Here is a 15,069-nt window from a genome sequence, read left to right on the forward strand (position 1 = left end):
CCATGTTGCGCACACTGATGAGCGGCAAGATCCACCGTGCCACCGTGACCCAGGCGGACCTGCACTACGTCGGCTCGCTGACGATCGACGAAGACCTGATGGACGCCGCCGACATCGTCGAGGGCGAGATGGTGCACGTCGTCGACATCACCAACGGCGCCAGGCTGGTCACCTACGCGATCACCGGCGAGCGCGGCACCGGCGTGATCGGCATCAACGGGGCGGCCGCGCACCTGGTCAACCCGGGTGACCTGGTGATCATCATCGCCTACGGCCAGCTGTCCGACGCCGAGCGCGCCGAGTTCAAGCCGCGTGTGGTGCACGTCGACGCCGACAACCGGATCGTCAAGCTCGGCTCCGATCCGTCCGAGCCGGTGCCCGGCGCGGTCGATCAGTTCTCGGGGGCCGTCCATGCCGGCTGAGCCCGGCAAGTCCACGGTGGAAGACGTACTGCCGCTTTCGCCGACGCAGCAGGGCATGGTCTTCCATGCCCTGTTCGACGAGCAGGCGCCGGACGTCTACACCGGGCAGCTGACCCTGTCGCTGGACGGCCCGCTCGACGCCGCCCGGTTCCGCGCGGCCGCCGAGGCGCTGCTGCGGCGGCACGCGAACCTGCGCGCTGAGTTCCGCACACTGTCCTCGGGCAAGGTGACCCAGGTCGTCCGCCGCGAGGTCGCTTTGCCTTGGCGGGAAACGGATCTGTCCGACCGGCCGGACGAATTCGAGGCCCTGCTCGCCGAAGACCGGGCGCTGCGCTTCGACCTCGTGAAGCCGCCGTTGCTGCGGTTCACGCTGGTCAAGCTCGGCGACGAGCGACACCGGCTCGTGCTGTCGTCGCACCACCTGCTGTGGGACGGCTGGTCGGCGCCGATCCTGGTGCGTGAGCTGTTCACGTTGTACGCCACCGGTGGCGCGCCGCTGCCGAGGGTGCGGCCGTACCGCGACTACCTGAAGTGGCTGTCCGAACAGGACAGTGCGGCCGCCGAAAAGGCTTGGTCCGAAGCGCTTTCCGACCTCGACGGCCCGACGCTCGTCGGCCAGCCGCACCCGGAATCCGGCGTGCCCGAGCGGTTCACGACCACGCTCGACGCCGAGACGACCGCGAAGCTGACCTCACTCGCGCGCGAGCGCGGCCTGACCCCGAGCACTGTCCTGCAAGGACTGTGGGCACTGCTGCTGAGCGGCCTCACCGGGCGCACCGACGTCGTGCTCGGCGCGACCGTCTCCGGTCGCCCGCCCGGTCTCGCCGGGGTCGAGTCGATGGTCGGGTTGTTCATCAACACCCTCCCCGTGCGGGTCACCTTGCGCGCGGACGAGTCGCTCGAAGACCTTCTCAAGCGCCTGCAGCGCGAGCAGTCCGTGCTGCTGGATCACCAGCACGCCGGGCTCGCCGACATCCAGCGCGTCTCCGGGCACAGCACGCTGTTCGACACCCTGATCGTCTTCGAGAGCTACCCGCTCGACCTGAGCGAGATCGAGCAGGCGCTCGGCGCCGACGGCCCCCGGCTGACCGGGATCGACGTCCACGACGCCGCGCACTACCCGCTCTCGCTGACCGTCATCCCCGGTGAACGCCTGGGCTGGACGTTCGGTTACCAGCCCGCGGTCTTCGACGAGGCCGGGGTTTCCGGGATCGCCGACCGCCTCAAGCGGCTGGTCGAAGTGTTCACCGACGCGCCCGCGACACCGGTCGCCCGGATTTCGCCCGAGAACACCGCCGAGGCCGGTCCCATCGCCGCGGTGCCGCGGAACGTGCGCGCGCTCTTCGAAGCCCAGGTCGCGCGGACGCCCGACGCGACCGCGGTCGTCTTCGGCGACACGAAGCTGACCTACGCGGAACTCGACGCCCGCGCGAACCGCGTGGCGAGCGCGCTGGGCGCGGGCCCGGAAACCGTGGTGGCGCTGGCACTTCCGCGCTCCGCCGACTTCGCGATCGCGCTGATCGGCGTGCTCAAGTCGGGCGCGGCGTATCTGCCGATCGACATCTCCTACCCGGCCGAGCGCATCGACCTGATGCTCACCGACGCGAAGCCCGCGGTGGTGATCCGGGACCTCGGCCAGTTCGACGCCGAGCCCGGGCCGCTGCCGGACATCGCGCCGGAGCATCCCGCGTACGTCATCTTCACGTCCGGCTCGACCGGCCGCCCGAAGGCGGTCGTCGGCACCCAGCTGGCGCTGGCCAACCGGCTCACCTGGAGCCGGGACTTCCTGCCACGCCACGAGGTCCGCGTCGCGAAGAGCCCGCTGAGCTTCATCGACGGCACCACCGAACTGCTCGGCGGCCTGATCGCGGGCGAGACCGTGGTGATCGCCGACGCCGAGACCGCCGGTGACGTGCTCGCGCTGACCGAGCTGATCGACCGCGAGCGTGTCAACCTGGTGACGGTCGTGCCGAGCCTGCTGGCCGGGCTGGTCGAAGCCGAGGGCTCGTTCGCCTCGGTCGAAACCTGGGTGACCAGCGGCGAGGCCTTGACCGAAGAACTCGCGCGCAAGGTCGCCGAGCGGTGGCCGGACGCACGCCTGATCAACCTCTACGGCTGCTCCGAAGCCGCGGGTGACAGCCTCGCCGCCGACTCCGTGCTCATCGGGCATCCGGTCGCCAACACGACCGCCTACATCCTGGACGCGTTCCTGCGCCCGAGCGAGATCGGCGAGCTGTACCTGGCGGGTGCCGGGCTGGCCAGAGGCTACCTTGGCCAGCCGGGGCGGACCGCCGAGCGGTTCGTGGCGAACCCGTTCGGCACCGGAAGGCTTTACCGCACGGGTGACCTTGTCCGGCGGACTGAGCGAGGTTTGGAATTTCTCGGCCGCGCCGACCACCAGGTCAAGATCCGGGGCTTCCGTGTGGAGCCCGGCGAGGTCGAAGCCGCGCTGCGTGCGCTCGACGGCGTGAGCCGCGCGGTGGTCGTGCCGCGCGACGGCAAACTGGCCGCCTATGTCGTGGCGACCCGTGACGGCCTGGAGCTCAGGCGCGAGATGGCGCAGGCCGTACCGGGGCACCTGGTGCCCGCGGTGGTCGTGGTGCTCGGCGAGCTGCCGCTGACGCCGAGTGGCAAGGTCGACCGGACCGCGTTGCCAGCGCCCGACTTCGCCGAGCTGACCACGTCGGAAGGTCCGCGCGACGACCGCGAAAAGGTCCTTTGTGGACTTTTCGCGGAGGTGCTGGGCCTGGCGGAGGTCGGCATCCACGACAGTTTCTTCGAGCTGGGCGGCGACAGCGTGATCTCGGTCAGGCTGGTCGCCAGGGCCCGAGGCGCGGGTATCACCATCGCGCCCCGCGACGTGTTCGAGCACGAGACCGTCGCGGAACTGGCGCGCAACTCCGGGGATGTCGCGCCGCAGGCACGGGAGTTCACCCCGGGGAACACACCGCTCGTGTCATTGAGTCAAGAGCAGCTGGCGAAGGTTTCCGCGAGGTGGCAGGCGTAAATGAGTGAGTCACTAGTCGAAGAAGTGCTGCCGCTTTCCCCGCTGCAGCAAGGCTTCCTGTTCCACGCGCTGTATGACGCCGCCGGGACCGACGTCTACACGATGCAGTTCCATGTCTCGCTGGAAGGCGAGCTGGACACGGCACGGTTCAAAGCCGCGGCCGAGGCGTTGATCGACCGGCACGCGAACCTGCGCACCGGGTTCATGCACGAGGATCTCGACGACCCGGTGCAGGTCATCCTCAAGCGGGTCGACCTGCCATGGTCCGAAGTGGACCTGTCCGGATTGGACGAAGCCGTCCAGCAGGCCGAGCTGGAGCGTCTGTCCGAAGAGGACGTCGTCAAGCGGTTCGACCTGACCAGCCCGCCGCTGCTGCGGTTCACCATCGTCAAGCTGGCCGCGACCCAATGGCTGCTGATGATGTCGAACCATCACCTGCTGCTCGACGGCTGGTCCATCCCGCTGCTGGTCCGCGAGCTGCTCAAGCTCTACGGCGCGCAAGGCGAACTGCCGCCGGTGCGCCCGTACCGGAACTTCTTGGCGTGGCTTGTTTCCCGCGACCGTGACGTCGCCGCCGACGCCTGGCGCGCGGCACTCGACGGGGTCGTCGAGCCGACGCTGCTCGCCTCCGAGCGCGCGGCCCGCGAGCCGGTGAAGCCGGACATCGTCACGATGGAGCTGACCGAGGAGCTGACCCGATCGCTGCACCGCACCGCCGGTTCACGGCGGCTGACGGTCAACACCGTGGTCCAGGGCCTGTGGGCGCGGCTCGTCGGCGCGCTGACCGGGCAGGACGACGTCGTGTTCGGCGCGACCGTGTCCGGCCGTCCCGCCGATCTGCCGGACGTCGAGTCCATGATCGGCCTGTTCATCAACACCGTCCCGGTCCGCGTCCGGATGTACCCGGACGAGCCGCTGAGCAAGGCACTGCGCCGTCTGCAGGACGAGCAGTCGAAGCTCATCGAGTTCCACTACCTCGGCCTCGCCGAGATCCACCGCGCCGCGGGCACCGGGCACCTGTTCGACTCGCTGGTGGTCTTCGAGAACTACCCGCTCGACGTGGACGCGGTCACCGACGCGGCCGCCGGGACCGGGCTGAGCGTCAAGAAGTGGCACGCCAACGGCGCCACCCACTACCCGCTCACGCTGGCCGCCTTCGCCGAGCGCAAGTTCTCGGTGAACTTCGAGTTCCGGCCGGACGTGTTCGAGCGGCCGTTCGTCGAAGCGCTGGCCGAACGCCTGCGCGGACTGGTCGAGGACTTCACCGCCGACCCGGACCGTCAGGTCGCGGGCATGCGGATCCTCGGTGAGGGCGAGCGCGACTGGCTGCTGACCCAGGGCATCGGCGCGCACCTCGACCGCGACGAGCGCACGCTGCCGCGTGTGTTCGAGCAGCAGGCGATGTACACCCCGGACGCGATCGCGGTGGTCGGCGAGGACGAGAGCCTCACTTTCGCCGAGCTCAACGCCCGCGCGAACAAGCTCGCGCATCGCCTGATCGAGGCAGGCGCGGGACCGGAGAAGATCGTCGCCTTCGCGCTGCCGCCCGAGCCCGACGCCATCGTCGCGCTGCTGGGTGTGCTCAAGTCCGGCGCCGCGTACCTGCCGCTGGACCCGGCGTGGCCGGTCGACCGGATCGAGGGCATGCTCGCCGACGCCGAGCCGGTCGCGCTGCTGACCACCCGGACCTCGGCGCCCGAGGTGACCGGCGCTCCGGTGATCCTGCTGGACGAGCCGCTGGACTACCCGGCCGGCTCGCCCGACGTGGCGTTGTCGCCGGAACACCCGGCCTACGTCATCTACACCTCGGGCTCGACGGGCCGCCCGAAGGCGGTCATGGTGCCGCACCGCGCCATCGTCAACCTGCTGACCAGCCACAAGAACCAGCTGTTCGACCCGGCGGGCGGGCCGCTGCGGATCGGGCACGCGTGGCCGATCGTGTTCGACGCGTCCTGGCAGCCGATGCTGTGGATGTTCGCCGGGCACGAGCTGCACCTGGTGCCGGAGAAGACGCGCCGCGACCCGGACCTGCTGCGCCGGTTCCTGGCCGAGCACCGCATCGAGTTCATCGAGCTGTCGCCGTCGCTGCTGGGCGAGATCGTCACCGCCGAGGACTGGCGCGGCGATCTCAAGGTGCTCGCCGTCGGCGGCGAGGGCGTGCCGCCGCAGCTGTGGAAGTTCCTGCGCGAGCAGGAGGGGCTGGTCACGTACAACCTTTACGGCCCAACGGAAGCCACGGTCGACTCGGCCGCCTGCGCGGTCAGCTGGAGCGACAAGCCGTCGATCGGACGGCCGGTCGCGAACGCGTTCATGTACGTGCTCGACCGGCACCTCAACCCGGTGCCCGCCGGCGTGCCCGGTGAGCTCTACATCGGGGGTGCCGGACTCGCGCGCGGGTATCTGCGCAGGCCGAGGACGACCTCGAGCCGGTTCGTCGCGGACCCGTTCGCCGGTGAGCCCGGCGCGCGGATGTACCGCACCGGCGACATCGCCCGGTTCACACCCGAGGGTTTCGTCGATCTGCTCGGCCGGGTGGACGACCAGATCAAGATCCGCGGCTTCCGGATCGAACCGGGTGAGATCGAGAACGCGCTGCTGCGTCACGAGAAGGTCGAGCGCGCCGCGGTCGTCGTCCGCGAAGACACGCCTGGTGTGCGGCGGCTCGTCGCCTACCTGGTCGCGCCGGGCGCGGACCCGCGCCAGGTGCGGGCGTTCTCGTCGAAGTCGCTGCCGGACTACATGGTGCCGTCGGTGTGCGTGCTCGTCGACACGTTCCCGTTGACCCACAACGGAAAACTCGACATCAGCAAGCTGCCTGTGCCGGAGCTGCCGGTCGGCTCGCAGCCGCCGAGGACCGCGGCCGAGAAGGAGCTGGCCGAGGTGTTCGCCGAGGTGCTCGGGCTGAAGACGGTCGGTGTGCACGACGACTTCTTCGAGCTGGGCGGCGACAGCCTGCTGTCGATGCGGCTGATCGGCAAAGTACGTGGGCGCGGCATGGACCTCTCGCCGCATGACGTTTTCGAACGCCCGACCGTCGCCGAACTGGCTCTGAAAGGTGGCTCGCGGTGAGCGACGATTTGGCCGCACGCAAGCGGGAACTGCTCCGGCGCAGGCTGGCCGCGGCCGGGCTGTCGGGTAAGACCGAGCGCATCCCGCGCCGAGCCCAAGCGGAAGCGCCTCTCTCATTCGCGCAGGCCAGGATGTGGTTCCTGCAGGAGCTGGACCCGGACACCGCCGCGTACAACGTGTGCCTGTCCATCCGGCTGCGCGGGCCGCTGGACGTCTCCGCCTTGCGGACCGCTTTGCGCGGCCTGACCGAACGGCACGAGATCCTGCGCACCCGGTATCTGTCAACAGAGGACGGCCATCCGGCGCAGATCGTCGACGCTGAGTGGAACGGCGACCTGGAGTTCGCCGAGCGACCGGCCGAAGTGGACTCGGGCACGCCGTTCGACCTCGCGACCGATCACCCGATGCGGGTGCGGCTGGAGACCAAGTCGGCCGAAGAGCACGTGCTCGTGCTGACCGTGCACCACATCGCCTGGGACGGCGGCACGTTCAACGCGCTCTCGCGTGACCTCACCGCGCTGTACCGCCGCGCGCTCGGCGAAACGGTCGAACTCGAGCCGTTGCCGGTGCAATACGCCGACTATTCCGCGTGGCAGCGCGAGAAATGGACCGACGAGAAGCTCGCCGAGCACTACGGCTACTGGGAGCGCAAGCTCACGCCGACACCCGAGCCGCTGCCCATCCCGACCGACGGCCCGCGCCGCGCTCTGCCGGGGGAGCGCGGCGGGCGCCGTCACCACACGTTCGCGCCGGAGTCGACCGAGCTGATGCTCGCGTTCGGCAAGCGCGCGGGCGTCACCCCGTACATGGTGCTGCTCGCCGGGTTCTCGGCGCTGCTCGCGCGGTACACCGGCGTCGCCGACATCCCCGTCGGCGCGGCCACCATGAACCGCGACAACGCCGATCTCCAAGGCCTGATCGGCAACTTCGGCAACACGCTGGTCATGCGCACTGACCTGAGCGGTGACCCGACGTTCGCCGAGCTGGCCGAGCGGGTCGGCAAGCTCGCGTCCGAGGGCTTCGCGCATCAGGACATGCCGTTCGACCGGCTCGTCGAGCGGCTGCGGCCGGAGCGCCAGCAGGGCCGTTCGGTGCTGTTCGACGTCATGCTGCTGTTCTTGACCCAGGGGCTGCAGGGCCCGGAGCTGCCGGGGATCACGGCCGAGTGGGAGACGGTGCACAACGACACCACCCAGTTCGACCTGGCGCTGGAGGCGTTCCTGACCGACGGGTCGCTGCTCATCGAGGCGACCTATCGCGATGAGCTGTTCACCTCGGAGACCATCGAGCGGTTCTTGACCCAGCTCGAGGTCTTCATCGTCGCTGGAGCGTCCAATCCGGACAGTCCCATCGCGACACTTGATGTGCTGGCGCCCGCCGAACGCACGCAGATCTTGAGCGAGTGGAACGACACCGCCGCGCCGATGACGTCCGCGACACTGCTGGAGCTGGTCGAAGAGCAGGCGGCGGCGAACCCGGATTCGATCGCGGTCGAATCCGGCGACTCTCGGCTGACCTATGCGGAACTGAACTCGCGCGCGAACCAGCTCGCCCGCCGTTTGGTGGGCTTGGGTGTCGGGCCCGAGCGAACCGTCGGCATCCATCTCGAGCGGTCGCTGGACATGGTCGTCGCCCTGCTCGGGACGCTCAAATCCGGTGGTGCGTTCGTGCCGGTCGAGCCCGCGTGGCCGGAGTCCCGGATCGCCGAGGTCTGCGCGAGCGCCCGCGTGGTCACGGTCTTGAGCGCCGGTGACCTCGACGGGCTCGACGGCGACGACTCCAATCTGGACGTTCCGCTCGACCCGGAGAACCTCGCGTACGTCATCTACACCTCCGGCTCGACCGGCGTGCCCAAGGGCGCGATGATCCGGCACCGGGCCATCGCGCACCGGCTGCTGTGGCAGCGCGGGCTGCTCGGTTTCGGCGGCCAGTCCGACGCGTCGCTGTTCAAGGCGCCGCTCGGGTTCGACATCTCGATCAACGAGATCTTCCTGCCGCTGACCACCGGCGGCAGGCTCGTCATCGCCGAGCCCGGCGGCGAACGTGACACCGAATACCTCGCCGACACGATCGCGAAGCACAAGGTCACCTTCGTGTACCTGGTGTCGTCGATGCTGGATCTGTTGCTGCAGCTGGACGATTTCGCGGTGCGCGGCGGCTCGCTGCGCCACGTCTGGTGCGGTGGCGAGGTCTTGACGCCCGAGCTGTTCGCGCGGTTCCGCGCGATCGTCCCGGCCGTGATGTACCACGGCTACGGGCCCGCCGAGGCGACGATCGGCGTCAGTCATGTCGTCTACCGGACCGACGCGATCCGCAGCGTGGTGTCGATCGGCAAGCCGAACACCAACACCCGGCTGTACGTGCTCGACGAGCGGCTAAGGCCGGTTCCCGTTGGCGTGCACGGGGAGTTGTACGCGGGCGGTGTCTACTTGGGACGCGGCTACGTCAACGACCCGCGCCGCACGTCCGACCACTTCGTCGCCGACCCGTTCGGGCCGCCCGGCGAAAGGCTCTACCGCACGGGTGACCTGGCGCGCTGGCGGCCGGACGGCACGCTGGAGTTCCTCGGCCGCGCCGACAACCAGGTCAAGATCCGCGGTATGCGGGTCGAGCTGGAAGAGATCGAAGCGGTGCTGGAGCAGCACGACCTCGTCCGCCGCGCGGTCGTCGTGGTCCGCGAGGACGCGCCTGGCGTGAAGCGGCTCGTCGGATACTGCCTGGCCACCGACGCCGACCCGATCCGCGAGTGGGCCAAGGCACGGCTGCCGGAACACATGGTGCCGCAGGCGTTCGTGATGCTCACCGAGTTCCCGCTGATGCCTTCGGGCAAGGTGGACCGGTCCCGGCTGCCGGTCCCGGAGCCGGAGCGGCTCGCGGAGTCGCGGAAACCGGCGAACGAGCGCGAGGCTATCCTTTGTGGACTTTTCGCCGAGCTGCTCGGCCTTCCGGGCGCCGGAGTGGACGACGACTTCTTCCGGCTCGGGGGTGACAGCATCTTGTCCGTCCAGCTGGTCAGCCGGGCCCGCAAGGCCGGTGTCGCGCTCACCCCGCGTCAGGTATTCGAGAACCCGACACCCGCCGCGCTCGCGGAACTGGCCACCGCGCTGGCCACCCCGTCGGCGGACGACGTCGGGGTCGGCGAGCTTCCGCTGACCCCGGTCATGCGCTGGGCCGATGGCGCGGTCGGCGGTCTCAACCAGACTGTCCTGCTCGTCACCCCGGCCGAGCTGACCAAGGAAGACCTGGTCAACCGGGTGCAGACACTGCTCGACACCCACGACATGCTGCGTGCGCGGCTCGACGGCGAGCACTTGACGGTGCGCCCAGCCGGCGCGGTCAAGGCCGTGGACGTGCTCACCGAGAGCGGCGGGGAGTGGACCACCTCGCATGCGCTGGCCGCGCGGTCGCGTCTCGACCCGGCGGCCGGGCGCATGGTCGACCTGGTCTGGTTCCCGGAGACCGCGCGCTTGCTGTTCGTCGCGCATCACCTCGTTGTCGACTGGGTGTCGTGGTCGATACTGACCGCGGACCTCGCCGAGCCGTCACGCGACAAGCACGGGACCTCGTTCCGGCGCTGGACCCAGGCACTCACCGACAACGCGCGCACCCGGACCGCGGAACTCGACTTGTGGACCGGAATCCTTGGCGGCGAACGGGTTTCGCTGGCCGACCGGCCACTCGACCCGGCCCGCGACATCACCGCGACGCTGCGCAAGGCCGAGCTGGTGGTGAAGCCGGAACTCGCCGAGCCGCTGCTGACGAGCGTGCCCGAGGCCTTCTACGCGGGCGTGCACGAGGTGCTGCTCGCCGGCCTCGCGATGGCGTTCGGCCGCCCGGTCGTGGTCGGCATGGAAGGGCACGGCCGGGAGGAACAGATCGCGGACGGGCTCGACCTGTCGTCGACCGTCGGCTGGTTCACCAGCTTCTACCCGGTCCGGCTCGACGCCGGGGGAGCGCAGGCGGACGCGGCGCTCAAGCTGGTCAAGGAGCAGGTGCGCGAGGCGCCGGATCACGGCATCGGCTACGGCCTGCTGCGGCACCTCGACCCGGAGACCGCGGCCGTGCTCGGCGACCTCGCCGAGCCCGAGATCGTGTTCAACTACCTGGGCCGGGTGTCCGATTCGGACGGTAAGGCCTGGTCGGTCGCCCCGGAGGCGACGACGTTCCGGCTGCCGGCGGAGGACGACCGGCCGGTCGTCGCCGCGCTGGACATCGAGGCCGCCGCGGTCGCGGGCGGGCTCCACATCACCCTCGCCTGGCCGGACGAGCTGCTGGACAGCGCGGTCGTGGAGGACCTGATCGCCCGCTGGGAAACGGCTTTGCGCGAGCTCGCCGATCAGACCACTGGTGGGCACACGGCTTCCGACTTCACCTTCGGGGAACTGTCGCAGGCTGAGATCGACGAAATCGAAAACGGAGGATCGTGGTGACGCAAGCACAGCCGACGCAGGCACAGCCGACGGCGGAGGAGCTCCTGCGCGAGGTGACCGCCCTTCTTGGCGCGGAGGCGGCGTCACTGTCCGATCAGGACAGCCTGATCGAGTTCGGGCTCGACTCCATCCAGCTCATGCAGGTGGCGGGCAAGTGGCGTCGACGAGGCGTCAAGGTCAGCTTCGCGGAGCTGGCGAAGCGGCCGACTTTGGCCGACTGGCGCCAGATCCTGGCCGACGCGCCCGGTGTCGTCGCCGAGCCGGTCGCGGTCGAGGTCGACGAGGACGCGCCGTTCCCGCTCGCGCTCATGCAGCACGCGTACTGGATCGGGTGCGACGAGGAGAGCACGCTCGGCGCGGTCGCGGCGCACCTGTACGTCGAGTTCGACGGCGAGAACGTCGACCCGGAGCGGCTGGAACACGCCGTCGGCAAGCTCGTCGCGCGGCACGGCATGTTGCGCGCGCAGATCGGCGACGACGGCACGCAGCGCATCCTGCCCGCGCGCCGCCAGCCCGCGCTGATCGTCAACGACCTGCAGCACGAGGACGAACTCGAGGCGCTGCGCGAGAAGTCGTCGCACGCGCGTCTCGACGTTTCCGGCGGCGAGGTCTTCTCGATCCGGCTTTCGCGTCTGCCTGACGGCCGGACCAGGCTGCACGTCGACGTCGACATGCTCGCCGCCGACGCGATGAGCTACCGGATCCTGCTGTCCGACCTCGCCCGCTTCTACGCCGACCCGGCGCTGGAACTCGCGCCCATCGGCTACAGCTACCCGCGCTACCTCGCCGAGCGCGAGGTCACCCGCGCCGCCGATCAGGAGAAGGCCAAGGACTACTGGCAGCACCGGATTCCCGAGCTGCCGTCCGCACCGGACCTGCCGCTGGTGCCCGAGGGTGAGCGCGGCGACGCGAACCGCGTGACCCGGCGCCACCACTGGCTTTCGCCCGAGGACCGCGCGCGCCTGGGCGCCCGCGCGCACGAGCACGGCCTGACCCCGGCGATGGTGGTGGCCACGGCCTTCGCCGAGTCGATCGCGTCGTGGAGCGCGCAGCCGCGGTTCCTGCTCAACGTCCCGATGTTCGCCCGTGAGCCGATCCACCCCGAGGTGGACGCGCTGGTCGGCGACTTCACCGGCTCGGTGCTGCTCGACGTGGACTTCTCGGCCGAAGCGTCCTTTGTGGACCACGCTCGCGCACTGCAGGAGCGGATGCACGCCGACGCCGCGCACGCCGCGTACTCCGGCGTCGAGGTGCTGCGTGATCTCTCGCGGCACGAGGGCGAGCAGGTGCTCGCGCCGATCGTGTTCACCAGCGCGCTGAACCTGGGCGAGCTGTTCGACGAGACCGTGCGCGGCAGCTTCGGCGAGCCCGTGTGGATCATCTCGCAGGGCCCGCAGGTGCTGCTCGACGCACAGGTCACCGAGGTCAACGGCGGCCTGCTGATCAACTGGGATGTCCGCGAGGACGCCTTCCCCGCCGGGATGATCGACGAGATGTTCGCCGCCTTCCACGTCCTGGTGACCAGGCTCGGGCAGTCGGCCGAGGGCTGGGAGCTGTCCGTCGGCGGCGTGCTGCCGGTCGCGCAGGCCGAGGTCCGCGAGCGCGTCAACGCGACCGCGGGTGAGCGCAGCGGGCGTCTGCTGCAGGACGGCTTCTTCGAACTGGCCGCACGCACGCCTGACACGCCCGCGGTGTTGTGGGGCACCGACGGCACGCTGTCCTATGGCGAACTCGCCGAGCGCGCGCTTCGGGTCGCTGGTTCCTTGGTGGCCCAAGGGGTTCAGCCGGGCGACACCGTCGGCGTGAGCTTCCCCAAGGGGCCTGACCAGCTCGTCGCGGCACTCGGCGTGCTCGCCGCCGGTGCCGGTTACGTGCCGATCGGCGTCGACCAGCCACCCGCGCGCCGCGAGCGCATCGAGCGGATCGGCGGCCTCAAGCTGGTGCTGACCGAGGTGCCCGCCGACGCCGAGCCGCTGGCCGAGCCCGTCAGGGTCGACGAGGAGTCGATCGCGTACGTGCTGTTCACCTCCGGCTCGACCGGCGAGCCCAAGGGTGTCGAGGTCCCGCACCGCGCGGCCATGAACACCATCGACGACCTCAACGAGCGCTTCGAGATCGGCGCGGGCGATCGGTGTCTCGCGGTGTCCGCTTTGGACTTCGACCTTTCGGTGTACGACGTCTTTGGCCTGCTTTCCGCTGGGGGAGCGGTGGTTCTGGTGGAGGAGACGGACAAGCGCGAAGCACGCCGCTGGGCCGAACTGGCCGCCGCGCGCGGGGTCACGCTCGTCAACTGTGTGCCCGCGCTGCTGGACATGCTCTTGCTGTCGGCTCGCCCTGGTGAGCTTTCCGGGCTGCGCACGGTGCTGCTCGGCGGCGACTGGGTAGGCACCGACCTGCCGGGTCGCGTGGCCGCGCAGTCGCCGGAATGCCGGTTCGCCGGACTCGGCGGCACGACCGAAACCGCGATTCACTCGACCGTGTGCGAAGTGCGTGACGTGCCGCCGACATGGCGGTCGGTGCCCTACGGGACGCCGCTGCGCAACGTGCGCTGCCGGGTGGTCGACGTGCTCGGCCGCGACTGCCCCGACTGGGTCGGCGGCGAACTCTGGATCGGCGGCGACGGCGTGGCCGCCGGCTACCGGGGCGACCCGGAACGCACGGCCGACCGGTTCGTCGAGCACCAGGGCGCGCGCTGGTACCGCACCGGTGACCTCGCCCGCTACTGGCCGGACGGCACGCTCGAGTTCCTCGGCCGTCGCGATCACCAGGTCAAGGTGCGTGGTGTGCGCATCGAACTCGGCGAGGTCGAAGCGGCTCTGGCCCAGCACCCGGATGTGCGCCGTGGTGTGGCCGGGGTTTCGGGTAGTCAGCTCGTCGCGGCCGTCGCCGGTGACGTCGACGGCGAGCAGGTCCGCGAGTGGTCACGCGAGTTGCTGCCGCCGCACATGGTCCCGTCGCGGATCGTGGTGCTCGACGAGTTCCCGCTGACTTCCAACGGCAAGATCGACCGGCGCGCGGTCGCCCTTTCCTGGGCGGTGCAAACCGATTCTTACAGTGCGCCGAAAACCGCTTTGGAAAAGGTCGTCACCTCGATCTGGGCGGACGTGCTCGAAACCGAGCGTGTCGGTCTCGACGACGCGTTTTTCGCGCTGGGCGGCGATTCCGTGCTCGCCACGGTCATCATCGGCAGGCTGCGTGAGGCACTCGACACCGACGAGGTGTCGGTGCGCACCTTGTTCGCGACGCTCACACCAGGCGCGATGGCCGCCCGGTTGGCTTCCGACGACTCGGTTCCCGGTCGCCTGGAACAGGTCGCGGAGATCTACCTGGAGGTTGCGGAGCTTTCGGCCGAGGAACTCGAAAGTGAGCTTCTCGCCTGAGAGCGTGAAAGTCCGAAAAAATTGAAAAAGAAGGCGCCTGGCCTCGATCACGGGTGAAACTGAGCCCGTGATCGAGTTCCAGGCCGTGGTGTCGGCTCACCATTCCACGCCGTTCCCGCACTGGCCGGTCGCCGACCAGCCGCCCGATGACCTGATCGTGTTGTCCGGCAGGCTGGCGGAACTCGAAGTGGGCAAGGCGATGGCCGCCATCGCCGAGTACAACCGGCACGACATCGGCGTCTCGGACGCACTCAGCCTCCTGCGGAAGCTGTCCGGATCGGAGCGCGTGGTCGCCTCCGGCGGCCTGCGCGTGCGCGACACCGCGACCGGCGTCGCCATCGAGCCCGGCTGCTGCTGTGGCCTCGAGGACTGGCGCGACTGGCTCTACCTGGTCCGCGGCGCCGAACCCTGGCTCGGCCACGACCCCGAGCCCAAACTCGAGTTCGCCACGGGGGTCGCCCGCTTCTGGCCGGAAGGCGGCAGCAAGGACGCGACCCCGTCCGGCCGGCCCGTCGAGGTCCGGCTCGCGGAGCTGCCCGGCCGCCTCGCCGTGATCCGGCGCGACCTGCTCGATTTCCTCGGCCTGGTACGAAAATGGGCCGAGCCTTACGGCCCGGCCCTCGCCGCCGACCTGGTCGCCGCCCTCGACGACCACTTCCACGTCAGCGAACCCTTCGACTAGGTCGTGAGTGGTATTGGCGGTTGTTAGCGGGGAGTTCAACGACGGACGCTAGTGGGTGGGTGTGGGTGGGGGGGGTGAG

The 15,069-nt window shown here is 69.9% G+C and carries 6 protein-coding genes; all 6 read left to right on the forward strand.

The features are described from left to right. Nucleotides 1–2 precede the first annotated feature (2 nt). The 6 genes from panD to ACFV15_RS18600 all read left to right on the forward strand — a co-directional run bounded on the left by panD (nucleotide 3) and on the right by ACFV15_RS18600 (nucleotide 14,990). Nucleotides 3–422, forward strand: coding sequence for an aspartate 1-decarboxylase (gene panD / locus ACFV15_RS18575; protein ID WP_378351697.1), 420 nt, complete (start codon nucleotides 3–5; stop codon nucleotides 420–422). Next, the gene (locus ACFV15_RS18580) at nucleotides 412–3,429 is read left to right on the forward strand and encodes an amino acid adenylation domain-containing protein (protein ID WP_378351698.1); all 3,018 of its coding nucleotides are present in this window, start codon (nucleotides 412–414) and stop codon (nucleotides 3,427–3,429) included. The genes panD and ACFV15_RS18580 overlap by 11 nt, the downstream gene beginning before the upstream one ends. Next, entirely contained in the window at nucleotides 3,430–6,498 is a 3,069-nt protein-coding gene (locus ACFV15_RS18585; RefSeq protein WP_378351699.1) for an amino acid adenylation domain-containing protein, read from the forward strand. Continuing rightward, nucleotides 6,495–10,928, forward strand: a complete 4,434-nt coding sequence (locus ACFV15_RS18590; RefSeq protein WP_378351700.1) for an amino acid adenylation domain-containing protein — start codon at nucleotides 6,495–6,497, stop codon at nucleotides 10,926–10,928. The genes ACFV15_RS18585 and ACFV15_RS18590 overlap by 4 nt, the downstream gene beginning before the upstream one ends. After that, on the forward strand, nucleotides 10,925–14,308 hold the full coding sequence (locus tag ACFV15_RS18595; RefSeq protein ID WP_378351701.1) for an amino acid adenylation domain-containing protein: 3,384 nt from the start codon (nucleotides 10,925–10,927) through the stop codon (nucleotides 14,306–14,308). The genes ACFV15_RS18590 and ACFV15_RS18595 overlap by 4 nt, the downstream gene beginning before the upstream one ends. 67 nt (nucleotides 14,309–14,375) lie before the next feature. Beyond that, complete coding sequence (locus ACFV15_RS18600) at nucleotides 14,376–14,990, forward strand: hypothetical protein (protein WP_378351702.1); 615 nt, start codon at nucleotides 14,376–14,378, stop codon at nucleotides 14,988–14,990. Nucleotides 14,991–15,069 lie beyond the last annotated feature (79 nt).

This window comes from Amycolatopsis sp. NPDC059657, assembly GCF_042734395.1.
In the GTDB taxonomy this organism is placed as follows: Bacteria; Actinomycetota; Actinomycetes; order Mycobacteriales; family Pseudonocardiaceae; genus Amycolatopsis.